Source organism: Anatilimnocola aggregata (assembly GCF_007747655.1).
GTDB classification, from domain to species: domain Bacteria; phylum Planctomycetota; class Planctomycetia; order Pirellulales; family Pirellulaceae; genus Anatilimnocola; species Anatilimnocola aggregata.
Window position 1 is genome coordinate 3,960,779 of record NZ_CP036274.1, and the last position, 15,940, is coordinate 3,976,718.

A 15,940-nucleotide genomic window follows, 5' to 3' on the forward strand; every position below is an offset into this window, starting at 1 on the left:
GGGCACTCTTGTCCAATGCTTGGACACTGCTGCCCAGTTCGATGGTGGGCCATTGGCTTAGTCCAGTGCTACGGAAGGGCACGTGCGCGCCACCATCAGGAGGTGGTCGATGTTCTTTTTCTTGGTGTTGCTCGGTGTTGTCGCAATTGGATTCAAGCTGCTGTTGCTGACCTGGTTGGCCCTGCGTTTCATTCCGAATAATTGCGTGGGAGTTGTCGAAAAGCTCTGGTCCGCCAGCGGCTCGGTGCCCGAAGGTGGCATCATGGCGCTCGAGGGGGAAGCCGGCTATCATGCGGACCTGCTCCGCGGTGGTATTCACTTTGGCCTGTGGCGCTGGCAGTACCGCGTGCACGTTTGCCCGCTCGTCATCGTGCCCCAGGGCAAGATCGGCTATGTGTACGCCCGTGATGGCCAACCCTTACCGCCGAGCCAAACGCTGGGCCGCGTTGTCGATTGCAATTACTTTCAGGACGCTCGTTCGTTCTTGAAACCCGCGACGATTCAGCGTGAAAACGGCAAGGAACCCGAGCCGCGGCAAGTCGGCCAGCGCGGTCGCCAGTTGGCGATCCTGCGCGAAGGCGTATATGCCATCAATCCGGCATTGTTCATCGTAATCACCGAAGACGCGGTGTACACGCTACACCGCTTGATCAGCACTTGGGAAATGCAGAACGTCTCGACCTGGCAACGGGCGCTCGTTAACGTTGACGGCTTCAAACCCGTTGTGATCGGGCAGCCGATGCAGGCCAATGATCCGCTGCATCCCGAGCAGCATCATGTTGTCGACAGCATTGGCATCGTGACGGTTCATGATGGTGCGTCGCTCGCCTCGGGTGAAATCATCGCTCCCGAAGTCGGTAGCGAAGTAGGCGACGCGGCCTATCACAACAACTTCCAGGATGCCCAGCGATTCCTGAATGGCGGCGGTCGTCGCGGGCGGCAATATCAGCCCTTGACGGATGGCACGTACTTCATCAACCGTTGGTTCGCCAGCGTCGAGCAGATTCCCAAGACGGTCGTCCCGATCGGCTACGTGGGCGTCGTCGTCAGTTACTATGGTCGCGCAGGTAGCGATCTTTCCGGCGAAGCGTTTCGCCACGGCGAACGCGTGACCGAGGGCGAACGGGGCGTGTGGGAACGCCCCTATGGGCCAGGCAAGTACGCGTTTAATACCTATGCAGGAAACATCGTGCTCGTGCCGACGACGAACTTCGTTCTGCACTGGGTGACCGGGCGGAGTGAGACACATCGCTACGACGACTCCCTCCGTTCGATCGACCTGGTCACCCGCGACGCGTATGAGCCGCGTTTGCCCTTAAGTGTGGTCGTGCATATCGACTATCAGCGAGCTCCGAACGTCATCCAGCGATTCGGTGACGTGAAGAAGTTAATCACGCAGACGCTTGATCCGCTGCTGAGTGCGTATTTTCGCGACATCGCCCATAAGAAGACGATGTTGGAACTGCTGCATGATCGCGATGCCATTCAAGCGGAAGCGCGGGCGGAGTTGCGACGCCGTTTCCATGAGTTCGACATCGAATGCGTCGACGTCTTGATCGGCAAGCCCGACACCGAGGAACAGGGAGGGAAGATCGAATCGTTGCTGGAACAACTTCGGACGCGGCAACTCTCGATCGAACAATTGGAAACGTATCAGCGGCAGCGCGAGGCCTCAGACAAACGGCGTGAATTAGCCGAAGCGCAAGCCCAGGCCGATATGCAAACCAGTTTGACCAATGCCCGCGTGAAGGCCCAAATCGCCGAAAGCGAAGGGGAGGCCGACTTGCAACGGGCGCGCAAGCAAGCCGACAAGCAGATCGTCATGGCTGAAGCTCAGCTGACGCAGTCGCGCCTCACCGCCGAACAAACGCTGGTGCTTGCAGAGGCCGATAGTCAGCAGGCGATCATGCAAGGCCGCGGCGAAGCACAACGGATCATGCAGATGGGGATTTCGGAGGCCGCAGTCCTCACTCAAAAAGTGGCCAGCTACGGCGACCCACGGTTGTTTGTCCTCGCACATGTGGGCGCAGCCCTCTCGAAGAGCACACAACCGTTGGTTCCAGAACGAGTCTTCCTATCCGGCGTGCCGGGAAATGGAGATGCTCATTCTGAAAACGGCGTCGCAGCCGGTAATTGCCAGCCGGCGATGACTGGACTAGTAGGAATGATCCTGCAATCGCTGCTCGCCGAACGATCGAGCTTTGCTGATCGGGAAGGTCCCGACCTTGCAGCGATTAAGGAACTGGCAACTCAGCTGACGCGTGAAACGCTACAGTCCATGAACAACTCGTTACCTGGCAATGGTCTCGCGGCTGAGTCAAATGCTATCATCGCTAAGTAACTCCCATTGGCGATCGGCCAAGTAGTAAAGAGAACCAGCGCAGTCCCCAACTGGGGCTGCGCGAACTTTGTCGTTAACTTCGTCGTTCCGACACTCCGATGTTACCTCTGCGCTCTCCAGTTAGTATCTGCGTCCCGACCAGTACCCCGAGCCGAACGAGGCCATTTTTCGTTGGCCGATGTGACCTAAGCGAGCTGCAACCGCCGGAATTATTCCAAAATACAAGACGATAGACCGGTCGATTGCGATGACAACCTAACCTTGGTCGCATGATCGGACCGCTTACTGGCAGGAATCGCGATGCGTTGGCGGTCTGGTGAGCTAAAATCCAGCGCGGCTACAGCACCACCACGAACGCGATTGCCTGTTCAAACGCTGAAACCTTTGGCTGATTCCGACTAAGCGGCCTATCAACTCGGCCACAACCTCGTGAATTTGCCACTGGCTCCGGTAACTCGGGCGGGAGGCGTACATTCTTGGGTAATGGCAACGATAACCACCAACTCCGAACAGCCTGTCAATGACGAACGGCATGAGCTGTTTGTTTCGCTGTTGACGGCTGCGCATCGGCGGTTGCTCGCGTACCTTATGCCGTTGCTGAGGAATCGGCATGACGCGGAGGACGTGTTGCAGCGGGCGAGTCTCACGATGTGGCGGCGGTTTGATTCGTTTGAGACTGGGTCGGACTTCCTTGCTTGGGCCAGCACTGTGGCGTTCTACGAGGCAAAGAATTTTCAGCGGGTCGCGGCTCGGTCGCGATTGCAGTTTCATGACGAACTGCTGCAAACCTTGGCTGAGGAACGATTGGTTGAACTTGATCGTGCGGACGAACGACGCGAGGCGCTTCAGGGGTGCTTGCAGAAGCTTGATGAGCCGCAGAGGCAATTGATTGCGGCGGCGTATTGCGAGAACAGCGATTTGATTGGGCTCGCTCAGCAGCTCGGTCGTGCTCCGCAGACGATCTACAACAAGCTAAATACCATTCGACGATTGCTCGCAGATTGCGTCACGCGACGATTGGCGGAGGAGGCGTCATGAGCAACGAACTCGAACCTTCGCAGCTTGATGAATTGCGGACGCTGTTCGCAGCCTCGAGCAATGAACTGCTGACCGACGAGCAGCACGCGCGACTGCAGGAAATGTTGACTCACAACGCCGAAGCTCGGCATTTGTGGTTTCTACATTGTGATAATGAACTCGGGCTCGCAGAATGGGCGGCTCAATCGGCGGCGGAAGCAGGGTCAGAAACCGTGCCGCTCGCGACGCGTCACAAACGGTCAGTGGAAGTGTCGTTGAAGCATGTCGCGATCATTGTGGCCGCCCTGCTGTTGATCGGAGTTGCGATCCGACTCGCTTGGCGTGCTCCGGCAGAATCGGCTGAGCAAGGAGTCGCGCTGTTGGCTCATGCGGCTCAGGTTGAGTGGACTTCGGAGGCAGACTCGAGAGCGACTGGCTCACTGTTGCAGCCCGGTTGGTTGCGGCTCAAGTCGGGAGCGGTGCTCGTTGAGTTCTATGACGGTGCGCGACTGGTCGTCGAAGGCCCGGCTGAACTGCAACTGATCTCGGCCAGCGAGAGTCTGTTGAAGTCAGGCCGCATTAATGCGCATGTCCCGCAACAGGCTCGCGGCTTCACGGTGAGAACTTCTTCGTGCGAGGTCGTCGATCGCGGAACGGATTTTGGATTGACGGTTGTCGAGACTTCGAGCGGTGCGGCGACGGCAGAAGTACATGTGTTCGAGGGGCTCGTCGAAGTTCAGGCGAACGACGTTGCGACCACCGCTCGCGCATTGAATACCGGTGAAGCGGTGCGGCTCGAACGTGAGCAGCTCGTCGCGATCGAGGCCGATCGTTCGGCCTTCTTGATGGAAGCCGAGCTTGTGCAGCTCGAAGCCGATGCCGACCGAAAGCGGTTCGATGACTGGCGAGCAGTGAGCGCCGCGCTCAGCGCCGATCCGGCGATCGTCTTGCATTACTCGATTGAAGACGGGCAGGGCGCGACGTTGATCGATCAGCAGAGCAACGAAGCCGCGCGATCGAACGGCAGCATTGTTGGCTGTGAGTGGGTCACTGGGCGCTGGGCATCAAAGCTGGCATTGCGGTTTCATCGGTCGTCCGATCGCGTGCGAATTCTGGCTGAGCAACCGTTGCAGCAGATCACATTGCTGGCATGGGTGCGAGTCGATGCGATGTCGTCGGGAATGACGTCGCTAATGGCCGTTGAAGCGGAGCGAGTCGGTGCCATGAACTGGCTCATCACCGAACGCGGGCAATTGCGAATGGAAGTCGGTCGCGACCTCGGGCGTCGCAAGCTCGATTGGGAAGCCGTCAACAGCTATCCCGTTGTGACGAGCGATCTGTACGGCCAATGGCTGATGCTCGCAACGACGTTCGATGGTTCGACGATCCGACACTTCATCAACGGTCGAGCGTGCGGTCACGGGGCCTCTTTCAAACCGCCGTCGCTGCAGATTGGCATGGCGGAAGTCGGCAACGGCCGAGCTGCCGCGATGCGGCACTTGAACGGTGCGCTCGATGAGTTCGCGATCGTCGGCAGAGTGATGAGCGAAAACGAATTGCATGCGTACTTTGAACACGGCAGGCCGTGACGGTGGTTTTTGGCCTTGGTTCCTTGAGCTCCTTTGGTCACGCCTTTTGGAGTCTTCGACGAAGCCGTGAACCAGGCTGACCCGTTAAGGCCGAGCAAATCTATGTGTTATCCAAAAAAGGGAAGCCCTAAATGTCGTTCTTCGCAGTGATCCGCCGAGTATTACTGATCGGTTGCATGGGCGCGGTGATCGTCACGATCGCACAAGCCGACGAACTTTTACTCGTGGCCGGAGGCGGCAAGGGGTCCGACGGTGGCTCTGCGATTGGTGCAGCGATGGGGCAACCCTTTGGCATGGCGATCGACGCTGCGGGTAATCTGTTCATCGCCGACTTCTCGGAACATCGCGTTCGCAAAGTTGATACGAAAGGCGTGATCACGACGGTTGGCGGAACGGGCGAGAAAGGATTCAGCGGTGACGGCGGCCCCGCCGTAGATGGACAGTTCAACGCGATGCACGATCTCGTGCTCGACCGCGAGCGGAATATCTATATCGCCGACAGTTCCAATCTCCGCGTGCGCAAGATCGAAGCGAAGACTGGCATCTTGTCGACCGTCGCGGGCAATGGCGAAAAGGGCGTGCGCGGTGACGGTGGCCCAGGCGCTGAGGCCTCGCTCGACGGAGTCGCCAGCCTATTCTTCGCCCCTGACTACACCAAACTCTATCTGGGCGGCTTCAGCGGAGTCGTCCGCGTGCTCGATATGAAATCCGGAGTGATCGACACGGTCAAAGGTCTGCCGGGAGGTCGGAGCATTGCCGTGGATTCCAAGGGGAACATCTACGTCGCGGGAGGCAGCACGCTCCGCATTCTCAGACCTGACGGCACAATTGAAGTCCTCGTCGACAAGAAGAAGGCGCAACCAGGCGAAGTGACCATCGGCGACAACACGAAACACCTCGGCTTCGACGCTGACGAGAACGTGTTCATTGCCGATGACTTCGGCCACGCGATTAAGAAGTATGTCGTCGCTGAGAAAAAAGTGATTCTGATCGCAGGCACCGGGGAGCGAGGAACCGCAGGCGTTGGAGGACCGCCGCTTGTCGCTCAACTCGACGGCCCACACGGTGTCTACTTTCACCCGCCGACGAACACGCTCTATATCGGCGATAGCCGCAACAAACGCGTTTTAAAGCTTGTGACGGAGAAGTCCCCTACGTCTCCGACGGCGAATCAGACGGTAGTTCCGTTGTTTGATCTGAAAACGGAACGCGAGCCTGCGACGGTCGTTGAAACGGCCGACGCGATTATCACGCAAATCGGCGATCGCGTGCGTGGCCGCCACGCACGGGAAGCCAAGTTTCGTGCCTATGACGAGTACAACACGTTTTACTGGGAGTATCGCACTATCGGCATCGAGATTGTCGACCGGGTCGCCAAAGGCGGCGACGACGTTACGTTCAACATCACATCGCTGTGGCCCCTGAACACGCCCGACTTTCGCGCGTTCTACGTCGGCAAGAACACAGTCGCCGAATATGCACACAATGTCGACTCGAAGCAGATTGACGACACGCACTATACGGCCATCGTTAAGTCAAATTCCCGCGAGCGTCGTCCCTTGCGAATGGGCGATGTCATCGAATTCGAGTTTAGCCCATTTTTGGTGAAGCCGCCGCGTGGTCGCGCGAACTATTACGGCTCGGCGATCGTGTACGTCGTCGGTCGCGGCGTCGTGCCTTGGTATGGCGTAGGCGAGTGGCTCGATCCTGAGCCGTTGCCGGAAACGGCGTGGCTGGGTGGCCACACGACGTTGCCCTATCAATACTCCGACGAGCCAAATCATCGGCTCAAGCAAATGGCGACAAACATCGCTCCGCGCAACGCGCAGCCTTTCATGCTTGGCCGACGCCTCCATCACACCGACTTCGGCACTGGGGCTCATTCAGAGAAAGGCAATCCGCAGTACGAAGAACAAGCTGGCAAACTTGGTCCACAATTCGTGGCAACGAGTTGCATCGCCTGCCATGTCAACAACGGCCGCGCGCTGCCGCCGGAGACCGGCAAGCAGATGTTGCAAAGCGTGGTGAAGGTTGGTGCAGATCAAAATGCCGCTCCCCACTTGCAGCTCGGCACCGCCTTGCAACCGCAGTCGGTCTCCGGCAAGCCGGAGGCAGCAGTTCAAATCGCGGGTTACGACATGATCGCAGGAAAATTCGCCGACGGCGAATCGTATGAACTGCGCAAACCCAGGTACGACTTCTCAGGCGTGACGCCCTCGCATTTCTCCGTGCGGCTGACGCCGCAACTCGTCGGCCTCGGCCTGCTGGAAGCGATTCCCGAAGCCGAAATTCTTGCGGCCGCCGATCCCGACGATGCCGATGGCGACGGCATTTCAGGCCGTGCGCTAACTGTGCTCGATCCACAGTCGAACGTGCTACGCGTCGGTCGGTTCGGTTACAAGGCGAGTCAGCCGAAGCTGCTTCATCAGATCGCCGGTGCTCTCAACACCGATATGGGCGTGACGACGTCGATATTCCCGATTGTCGATCACGAGGCGACCGAGTCGGCGGCAAAGGGCGCTCCGGAATTGGCCGACGAAGATTTGGACCGGATGTATCGCTACGTCGCGTTGTTGGGCGTTCCGGCGCGGCGCGATCTCGACGAACTAACGTCCAAGCGCGGCGAGAAACTGTTTGTCGAAGCCCGCTGTGCCAAGTGCCATGCGTCGTCGTTTACGACCAGCGAATTTGCTTTACTGGCCGAACTTCGCAGTCAGAAGATTCAACCATACACCGACCTGTTGTTGCACGATCTCGGAGCCGGTCTGTCTGATACTCTCGGCGATGGTTCACCCTCAGATGGAGGCGCGACGGGAGCCGAATGGCGTACGCCGCCGCTCTGGGGTATCGGCCTGACGGCCGGTGTCAGCGGAGGCGAGGCCTATCTGCACGATGGCCGAGCCCGAACGTTGAGTGAAGCGATTCTCTGGCACGACGGGGAGGCTGCGGCAGCGAAGAAAGCATTCGTGGAAATGTCCGCCGACGACCGCTCTTCGCTCATCCGATTTCTCAAATCACTCTAGGAAACACGACGACGCAGGAATTGATAGATCTGAAAACCTCGAGAATGGTTTCGTGTCGTAAAGCAAGCCCGCTGGGGGTATCTCGTTGGGACTACCGACGTGAACACCCGCTTCGCACCTGGCGACGTTCGCGCCATTGAGTCCCGATTCTCATCGCACAACCTACCGACAAATTGTCGCTGGTGGAGGTCTTGAAGCGATGGGCCACGGAAGAGGGCGACACCTGTTCAGATTGCCTTCGTATGGCTAATGTCGGGCGTGAAGGCGCCGCTTAAGATTTAGCAAAAAGCCAGCCGGAGCTTCCGTGTGCGGTTCGGTCCGACATGCCGATGTTACTTTTCCTGCGCTCTCTAGTTAGTATCTGCGTCCCGACCAGTACCCCGGATCGAACGAGGCTGTTAACCACTTTTCCGGCTAAAACAGAGAGCGGAGAGAGTTCTCGGGTGAGTGGCGGCGAAATCGGTCGCCGGGCAAAAATAGAGAGCGCGGTAGGAACACCGGAGAGAGTTCGGCTCTCGCCGTAACTCCTTGCAGAACAATGTGTAAACGTCAAAAGCCGGCAGAACTCTCTGGCCGGCGTTTAGCGTTAACCGTTGGGTCGGTCCAAGTTAGGGCCGAAATAGGAGCTCCCTGGTCGGGACTCTCCTACTAACCGCGCTCTCTGTTTTTCGTCTCAGATTGGGCCGCGGTTTTGCGTTAAGCAGTTATGGGGAGAGTTCGGCCTGATACCCCAGTCGTGAAATTTCGAATCGGGTTAACAGCGTAGAGAATGAATTTGACGATCGCTGTGAAGATGGACTGTTAACGGGATCATCGAGAGAATTTCCAGCAGCGCGCATTCTCTTCGCTCTCGGATGAAATTGAGCAACGTCATCCGACAGCTCATCCGAAGTCGGCGTAAGTTTCAGATGGCCGACGGTCCCGGCGGGGTGAAAAAGGACGCACTTCCATCATTCGCTGCGTCAAACCCAGCCCCCAGCAGGAGTGCAATTTTCGGCAAAAAACACATGGACCATGTGTGCAAGGAGTATATGGACCATTACCACAAGGAAAGAAACGCCCTCGCGATCAAGCCGAGAACCCGCAACTCGACACAGCCAGTCGAATCGCTCCCCATGAACGAGATCCGTTGCACACAGAGACTGGCCGTGTTATTGAAAAGCTACGGCAGGAAATCTGCCTGAAGCCTCGCCTCGGTAGCCAATGGTTTTAGAACAGAACCGGCCTGTGCTCATCCTACACGCGACTGCCGCATCAGAGGTTAGCTCGCGCTCGGGTGATAGTGCTGTTTCGTGGTTGGCCGTGGTGAGGATTACGGCAGTCGTTCGTCAGGTCCTGTGGCGGGGTTGTTGAAGTCGTTGGGGCCGGGGGCGGTGAGGGATTCGTCGGCCATGTCGGCGGCGTCCCAGTTGAAGAGGTCGCTGCCGTTGCCGCCCCAAGCATCATCGTCCGAGTTGTCGGTCAGGATGGGGAGACTACAAACGCCGCTTCATAGTCAGTCGGGGAAAAAAGGATGCCAGTGATTTGCCCAACGACGGCACCAATAATCGCACCACTTCTCCAAGCAGCCTTTCGCGGCGCTGGCGCCGCATGAGCTTTTGATGGCGAGCTAGGTGACTCGTAGGGGTTCTGATCCATCGCCCCATTCTACCCGCGCACGAAAATGCCCCGCCAGAGTTGCGGGGCCATGAGTTCGGCTTCTGGGCAGTCGCTGAATCCTGCGGGTGTCATCGGTTGTCACCCGCGATTTTATCAATGGGGAAACGCCTACCCGGTTGGCTCTCCCGAACTTGGCTTAACAGCCGGTGGGCACAGCGGCGATTGCCTGTACTTGAGTTCGCCGCTGCCGTTCTGCGGCTCAACCGGATTGTGCGGACTGCGGACTGCGGGCGAGTTGGATGTGCTGGAAGCAGCGCCAGTTTAAAATTGCAACGGTGCAGTGGTTCCGAAGAATGGTTGTGGAACTAGCTGCCTCAACGGGGTGATGTTTTTGGCAGCCAATCTCGATAGGTAAGGGGTGGTTTGGCGCAATCATGCGCCGCTGCAGTTCCTTCATACTATTCGCGATCGCTCCATTTCCCGATGTCCCAACAACGTTCCCGCCGTACGCGCTGTGCGCAACCCGCCCCAAAACGTAGCCAACGTCCGTTTCATTTCGAAACGCTCGAAGGGCGCGACTTAATGGCCGCCCTGCACACGGGCACGCAAGTGAACGATCTGCCGAATGCGAGCATCTTTGAGGCGCAAACGACGGCCAACGTCGCGGCCTCGCCGAACAGCAATATTTATGTCTCGTATGGTGGTAGCAGCGGCGTGCGAGTTGCGACCAGCAGCGATCGAGGCGAGCACTTTGCCAAGAGCGTGCGACTGTCGACTGCCAACGCATCAAGCGTCGCAGTCGCGGTCAGTGGCGATGAAGACGTGTTCGTCAGTTGGAACGTTGGTTCGAACCTCTATCTGGCCCGCAGCGCGAACGATGGGCTTTCGTTTAGCGCGCCCAAGCTCGTGACGAACAGCTTCTACAACGGCCTGACAATGACCGTTGAGGGGAACAACGTTTACCTCGGTGATTCGAGTGGATATCGAATTTACACCAACACCACCGATGGCGTGGGAGCTTTTGTGGTCACCACGCGTTCGCCCGAAGCCTTCGGTCATTTGCTCGCGGATCCGAGCAACGGCGACGTCTATCAAGTTACCGATAACCCCACCCTCATCGCCGGGGTGAGCACCAATCATGCAGCCACATTCATCGATATTCCGTTATCCGGCGGGAGCATCTATTACAGCAACGTGGCAAGTTCGTTCGGCGAGCTGGGCAAATATGCCTTTGTGGCCGGCGGTGCGTATGACCCCAGCGTCGCCGATGATGCCTTTCGCATCGACCTGGAAACCGGCGACGCAGTCCCCTTGGTGGTTGGTGAAATCACGAACTCCCAAGGTCGCGATTTGGCCGCGGACCAACTGGGCAACGTCGTCGACAGTTATTATCACGATGGCGAGATTCGCTATCGCGTCAGTCAGGATCTGGGCACTACATTCGGCAGTGAAATCACGGTCGCGACGGCCGCCAGTTCCAATGTCGCGATTAACGAAGCGTTTCAAGACGTTGTCGTGCTGTACCAGGTCGGCGGGAACTTATTTGTCAGCACGTTTGCCAACGAATTGCTGACGCAGTTCGATTTTGGCGATGCTCCGCTCAGCTACGGAACGACGCTAGCCACCAACGGCGCACGGCATGCCACCAGTTCGTTGTTTCTCGGGGCTGCCGTTGATATCGATACTGATGGACAACCCTCAGTTGCCGCAGATGGTGACAACACGCACGGCGTGAACGACGAAGACGGCGTGATCTTGCCGGCGACTTTTACCAGCGGACAAACGACCACGATCACGGTAAATGCGTCAGCAGCAGGCAAGCTCGATGGCTGGATCGATTTGAATCGAAATGGCAAGTTCGACGTGACTGAGAAGATCTTCAACAGCGTGAGTGTGGCCGCTGGCAACAACGAACTCACTCTCACGGTTCCGTTCGCCAATGTGAACGGTGTGATCGGAGAGTCCTTTGCTCGCTTCCGCGTCAGTTCTGCCGGCGGGTTGACGGCCACCGGTTATGCACCCGATGGCGAAGTCGAAGACTACGCCGTCAATCTTTTGGGCGGCGGCTTGGTGCAGGTTCTTCCGGCCGGCGAGTCCCACCAAAACGCACTCACGATCAACGGCACGGGTGGCAGTGACGCCATCGCCGTGCAATTCGTGCCGGGTTCCACGACACAGGTCCGCGTGGTCGCGTTTGGCAAAGTGCAGGGGCCGTTCGCACTCAGTTCGTTCGATCGCATCGACATTCAAGGCTACGCCGGCAACGATGCTATTTCGATTGCCAGGGAAATCACCAAGCCCGCGACGATTCGCGCAGGTGCAGGGAACGATAGCGTGGTATCCGGTAGTGGCGACGACTTGATCTTTGGCGAAGCGGGGGTAGACAGCCTGGTGGGCGGAGCCGGCACCGATGTGATTCTCGGCGGCGGAGGGAATGACACGCTCGTCGGCGGACTGGGCCGCGATCTGCTGATTGGCGGCAATGGCGTTGATAGCTTGAATGGTCAAGAAGGCGACGACATTCTTATCGGCGGCAACACCACGCATGATGAGAACCAACAGATGTTGCAGACCATCGCCCAAGCGTGGGCGGCGAATGCATCGTTCGACACACGCCGCACGACCTTAGCTGCGAATTTGAACGTGAACACCGTGTTGAACGATGGTGCCAAGGACAAGCTCTCCGGCAACGCCGATCGTGATTGGATGCTCGACTTCGCGTTGCTCGATCTGTATCTCGACTTCAACGCGAACAACACCACGGGTGATCGCAAGAATTAGATGTAGGTATCATTCGCGTCAGCCAACCTGGCGCAGTGAGTAAACAAGTAAACCTGCTCGGCCAGCATCTGACCTCGAACCGTCGCACGAGTTCGTCGGTTCCCCCGAAGCCGCGGTCGCGCATCCTCTTCGCCAGCTGTGCATAGCGGCTAAGGGAAGACAGTTCCTGCTCCAACAAGAGTTCGACCTGTTCGAGCGTGAGTTCTGACGATTCCATGCCGGCAGTGTACGGATGGCCACGTAGCGAGAAAAGCGGCTGGGCACAAATTAGAATCCGGCTCATGCCAGTGGATCCCACGAAACTACGATTCGGTCCCTATCAATCGCCCCGGCTCAAGGTCGGCCAGAAGGTCGATTGCGATTATCTCTGACGGCCGCATCCCTTGGCCGATTGGAAAGAAGGGCTCAGCGTTGTCGCTAGTGCTCACTGGTGACTTGGCGCGGGCAGTGCGAAAAGAGGCAGTCCCCGCAATCAAGCATTGGTGGGGCGTCGGCACAAGCGCTGTCTGGAAATGGCGGCGGGCGCTCGGCGTTGAAGATACCGAAGGTAATCGGCTAATACGCGTCGAGCATCAGACACCGGAACGCGTTGCTGCCTTCGTGAAAGCAATCGCACCGTCTGCCAGGTCTCCCGTGCGAAGGGCAAAGATTGCAGCGGCGAAACGGGGAAAGCCGCGGCCGGCTCACGTTGTGGAGATACTTCGGCAAGCCAATGTTGGCAAGCGGCATACAGAAGCCAGTCGCGCCAAGATGTCAGCTTCGCAAAAGGCCCGGGCTGCACTTGGTAACTTGCCGCCAGCTGCCGGGGTTCCGTGGTCAGCGTAGGAACTTAAGTTGCTTCGAACATTGCCAGCTGCCACGGTTGCCAAGCGAACCGGGCGAACGATGCAGCCGGTGTACGCACGGCGCTCGCTGCTCAAGGTGCCAGATGGAAGGAGGAATCAAACTCAATAACGGCGCGAAGTATGCTGGATAACTTCCGAAGTGTCAGCCGAGTATGGCTAGACAAAGTCGATTCCGATCCGTTCGAGGGCGTCGCCCCACGCCCACGGTCTCACCTTCCGGCCGATCTGCTCCAGGGGCCAGTAGATATGCCTTGGTCACTTACCTTCGATGCGATAGTTGACAACCATTCCGAATTGTTGCGACGACGGTTCCATATGGAGGTAATAAAATGGCTTCACCAGCGCCAAATAGCTCCCAACATACAGCACCGGCACGAGCAGCAAGACGATGAGGGCGGCCGAGTTCGTTCGCGGCTTCTCCATTTGTCACCGGCATGCGATTCGGAAGGAATTGGACCGCTACTCGGGATTTAGAGCCTGGAGTTCCTTGATCACCGCAGCGGTGATGTCGATATGTTCATTGAAATACAACAAGCGATCCCGTCCATCATGGATGGGAAGGACCAAATCGATTCCTTCGCGCTCACAGACGGTTTTGATTGCTGTCCGCATTTCACTACGCGTTAGCGGGTGAATACCGCCGAATTCGGGTCGCGGGTTGGCCTGCTGCGATAGTGTTGTCAAATCGGCCTGAGACCGCTGGATTTCGACGGACAGTTTTTTGGCTTCCTCCGAAGCCGGATCAAGCGTTTTTCGCTTGGCCCGCAAAGCATCCAAGTCGGCGGTGGCCTTCTGGTAATTTTCCTTTCACTCCGTAGCTGCCTTTCGTGCTGCCAAACTTCGCACCCCGTGACGCGGATTAGCCCGCAGCGCATTACCGTCGTCCACGATGCCAATCACTGTTGCTTTGCGTTTGCCCGCTTCCTTCGGATCCGCAGCCAAGACGATAGCGCTCAAAGCAAGCAACGAAACCGTGGTGATACTGTAGAAACATCGCAGCCAGCGAAGCGAGAAATAACGTGTCATTGCAGATTACTCCCAGATTAACGTGCAGCTTCGGTCGCCAAAGCCGCCTTGATTCTACCCGCACACAAAAAAGCCCTTCCAGAGTGACGTCGACGGCCACGGACCGTTTCACGGCAGCGGCTCCAAAGTCAACATGTGCGTTTCCGGGTTGAACGCGAGCACATCGCTGGAGATTACCGTCGCCCGCAAATCGTGCGGCGCGAAGTTATCCGGCAACTCGATCGTCGCTTCCCAAACTTCAGGGGGAAACGACTCGGTCAAGCGAAACCGGCCCACCTTCCATCCGCGTGCTTCGTCCATCAGCAGTCGCTTGGGAAACGTCGCGAGTGATTCATCTTTAGGTCGAGGAAATGTAATGTGGCATCGCATGTCGGAAGTGCACTTGCGCACACTGAATGCGAAAGTGGGCGAGGAAAGCAATCTCTCTGTATCCACATCCATCTGCCGCCCGCACAGTCGCAGTCAGTCAGCTCGCCGATTGCTGCGATGTCGCCGCTAACCTCAACGCTCTTACGCTTACCACCAGATCCCCGCAGCCTATTCCACAGCTACCAACGAGATCTTGATTGCTTTCTGCTGCTGCGATCGAGTGAGTGGATAACGCAACACCGTCAAAGTGACTTCACTTCCGACTTCATAGGTTTCGATAATGCGGAACAAGTCATCGCTGTTCTTCACTTCTTTGCCATCTACTGCGACGATGACATCGCCGAGAGATACGCCTTCGTCGTTATAACGGGTCGGTCGCAAGTCCGCTCTTGCGGCTGGTCCGCCTGGCACCGTGCTGACGATCAGCGCCCCTTCCAAGCCCAGACGATCCGTAATCGAATTCGCAGCGATGCGCACTCCGAGGCCGGGACGCGTTACTTTGCCATCTTTGATCAGCTGAGGAATAACTCGCTTGACGACGTCCACCGGAATTGCGAAGCCGATGCCCGCATACGCTCCTGAAGGGCTGAATATCGCCGTGTTGACGCCGATCAACTCGCCACGGCTATTTAGCAAAGGACCTCCCGAATTCCCAGGATTGATCGCGGCGTCAGTCTGAATCACTCCTTCAATCAGTCGGCCCGTGCGTGAGCGAATCTCTCGGCCGAGGCCACTAATCACCCCTGTCGTTAATGTTTGATCGAGGCCAAAGGGATTGCCGATTGCAAAGACCTTTTGGCCGACTTCCAGGTTGGTGGAACTGCCACGCAGCAAAGCCTTCAGACGACCGGGCTCCGCTTTGATCTTTAATGCAGCTAAGTCACGATCCGGAGCTACGCCGACGATTTCTGCATCCCAACTGGATTGATCCGAAAGCGTCACCTTCCACGCGTTCCCCTGCTCCACGACATGAAAATTCGTCACGATGTGCCCATCAGAATCCCACACGAACGCGCTGCCAGTGCCGCGTGGAATCTCTGTGGCACGAAACCGCACGCTATCTTCGTCAACAGCGGATGTGGTCACATAGGCCACCGATTGGGAACTTTGTCGAAACAGGTTGATTGTTGATTTTTCATCCTCCGCCAGGTTACCGTCGGGAATGATCGGGACAGCTGGCGCAGTCGGGGTCTGCGAGTGAAGCCACGTTCGCAAATAGGCAACAGCTAGAGCGATCAAAAGAACCGACTGCATTATTAGAATCGCGGAAGTACGGCGGGTTCGTTCCGCGGGATTTTCGGCTGAGTTGGCTGCAGGCATAGATCCAGTTCCGCTGAAAATGGCGTACTT

At 57.6% G+C, this 15,940-nt stretch carries 11 protein-coding genes; 7 read left to right on the top strand and 4 right to left on the bottom strand.

Annotated elements, in window-relative coordinates; all coding sequences use genetic code 11:
* Window positions 1-109: 109 nt before the first annotated feature.
* From ETAA8_RS15000 to ETAA8_RS15030, 7 genes are all read left to right on the top strand, one after another.
* Window positions 110-2,341 (top strand): SPFH domain-containing protein, encoded by a 2,232-nt coding sequence (locus ETAA8_RS15000; protein ID WP_145089642.1) that lies wholly within the window; start codon window positions 110-112, stop codon window positions 2,339-2,341.
* Window positions 2,342-2,824: 483 nt separating this feature from the next.
* Window positions 2,825-3,379 (top strand): sigma-70 family RNA polymerase sigma factor, encoded by a 555-nt coding sequence (locus ETAA8_RS15005; protein WP_145089645.1) that lies wholly within the window; start codon window positions 2,825-2,827, stop codon window positions 3,377-3,379.
* On the top strand, window positions 3,376-4,947 hold the full coding sequence (locus ETAA8_RS15010; protein ID WP_145089647.1) for a LamG-like jellyroll fold domain-containing protein: 1,572 nt from the start codon (window positions 3,376-3,378) through the stop codon (window positions 4,945-4,947). Before ETAA8_RS15005 ends, ETAA8_RS15010 begins: the two co-directional genes overlap by 4 nt.
* Before the next feature lie 131 nt (window positions 4,948-5,078).
* Window positions 5,079-7,970, top strand: coding sequence for a di-heme oxidoredictase family protein (locus ETAA8_RS15015; RefSeq protein ID WP_145089650.1), 2,892 nt, complete (start codon window positions 5,079-5,081; stop codon window positions 7,968-7,970).
* A gap of 1,687 nt (window positions 7,971-9,657) precedes the next feature.
* Window positions 9,658-9,894, top strand: coding sequence for a hypothetical protein (locus ETAA8_RS15020; protein WP_145089653.1), 237 nt, complete (start codon window positions 9,658-9,660; stop codon window positions 9,892-9,894).
* Between the two features lie 158 nt (window positions 9,895-10,052).
* Window positions 10,053-12,350: a calcium-binding protein gene (locus ETAA8_RS35595; RefSeq protein ID WP_145089656.1), complete on the top strand. Its 2,298-nt coding sequence runs from the start codon at window positions 10,053-10,055 to the stop codon at window positions 12,348-12,350.
* Between the two features lie 411 nt (window positions 12,351-12,761).
* Window positions 12,762-13,175 (top strand): hypothetical protein, encoded by a 414-nt coding sequence (locus ETAA8_RS15030; RefSeq protein WP_202921847.1) that lies wholly within the window; start codon window positions 12,762-12,764, stop codon window positions 13,173-13,175.
* Between the two features lie 275 nt (window positions 13,176-13,450).
* Here the strand turns inward: ETAA8_RS15030 and ETAA8_RS34640 are convergent, their stop codons facing one another.
* From ETAA8_RS34640 to ETAA8_RS15045, 4 genes are all read right to left on the bottom strand, one after another.
* The gene (locus ETAA8_RS34640) at window positions 13,451-13,618 is read right to left on the bottom strand and encodes a hypothetical protein (protein WP_202921848.1); all 168 of its coding nucleotides are present in this window, start codon (window positions 13,616-13,618) and stop codon (window positions 13,451-13,453) included.
* 36 nt (window positions 13,619-13,654) lie between these two features.
* Window positions 13,655-13,972, bottom strand: a complete 318-nt coding sequence (locus ETAA8_RS15035; RefSeq protein WP_145089662.1) for an OmpH family outer membrane protein — start codon at window positions 13,970-13,972, stop codon at window positions 13,655-13,657.
* A 357-nt stretch (window positions 13,973-14,329) separates the two neighbouring features.
* A complete protein-coding gene (locus ETAA8_RS15040) occupies window positions 14,330-14,590 on the bottom strand; it encodes a hypothetical protein (protein ID WP_145089665.1) in 261 nt (86 codons plus the stop codon).
* 168 nt (window positions 14,591-14,758) lie between these two features.
* The gene (locus ETAA8_RS15045) at window positions 14,759-15,844 is read right to left on the bottom strand and encodes a S1C family serine protease (protein ID WP_238397771.1); all 1,086 of its coding nucleotides are present in this window, start codon (window positions 15,842-15,844) and stop codon (window positions 14,759-14,761) included.
* Window positions 15,845-15,940: the final 96 nt, after the last annotated feature.

Bases quoted from the DNA above. Each gene is read 5' to 3' on its own strand.
- ETAA8_RS15000 (WP_145089642.1), top strand. From the start codon at position 110: ATGTTCTTTTTCTTGGTGTTGCTCGGTGTTGTCGCAATTGGATTCAAG.
- ETAA8_RS15005 (WP_145089645.1), top strand. From the start codon at position 2,825: ATGGCAACGATAACCACCAACTCCGAACAGCCTGTCAATGACGAACGG.
- ETAA8_RS15010 (WP_145089647.1), top strand. From the start codon at position 3,376: ATGAGCAACGAACTCGAACCTTCGCAGCTTGATGAATTGCGGACGCTG.
- ETAA8_RS15015 (WP_145089650.1), top strand. From the start codon at position 5,079: ATGTCGTTCTTCGCAGTGATCCGCCGAGTATTACTGATCGGTTGCATG.
- ETAA8_RS15020 (WP_145089653.1), top strand. From the start codon at position 9,658: ATGAGTTCGGCTTCTGGGCAGTCGCTGAATCCTGCGGGTGTCATCGGT.
- ETAA8_RS35595 (WP_145089656.1), top strand. From the start codon at position 10,053: ATGTCCCAACAACGTTCCCGCCGTACGCGCTGTGCGCAACCCGCCCCA.
- ETAA8_RS34640 (WP_202921848.1), bottom strand. From the start codon at position 13,618: ATGGAGAAGCCGCGAACGAACTCGGCCGCCCTCATCGTCTTGCTGCTC.
- ETAA8_RS15040 (WP_145089665.1), bottom strand. From the start codon at position 14,590: ATGCGATGCCACATTACATTTCCTCGACCTAAAGATGAATCACTCGCG.
- ETAA8_RS15045 (WP_238397771.1), bottom strand. From the start codon at position 15,844: ATGCAGTCGGTTCTTTTGATCGCTCTAGCTGTTGCCTATTTGCGAACG.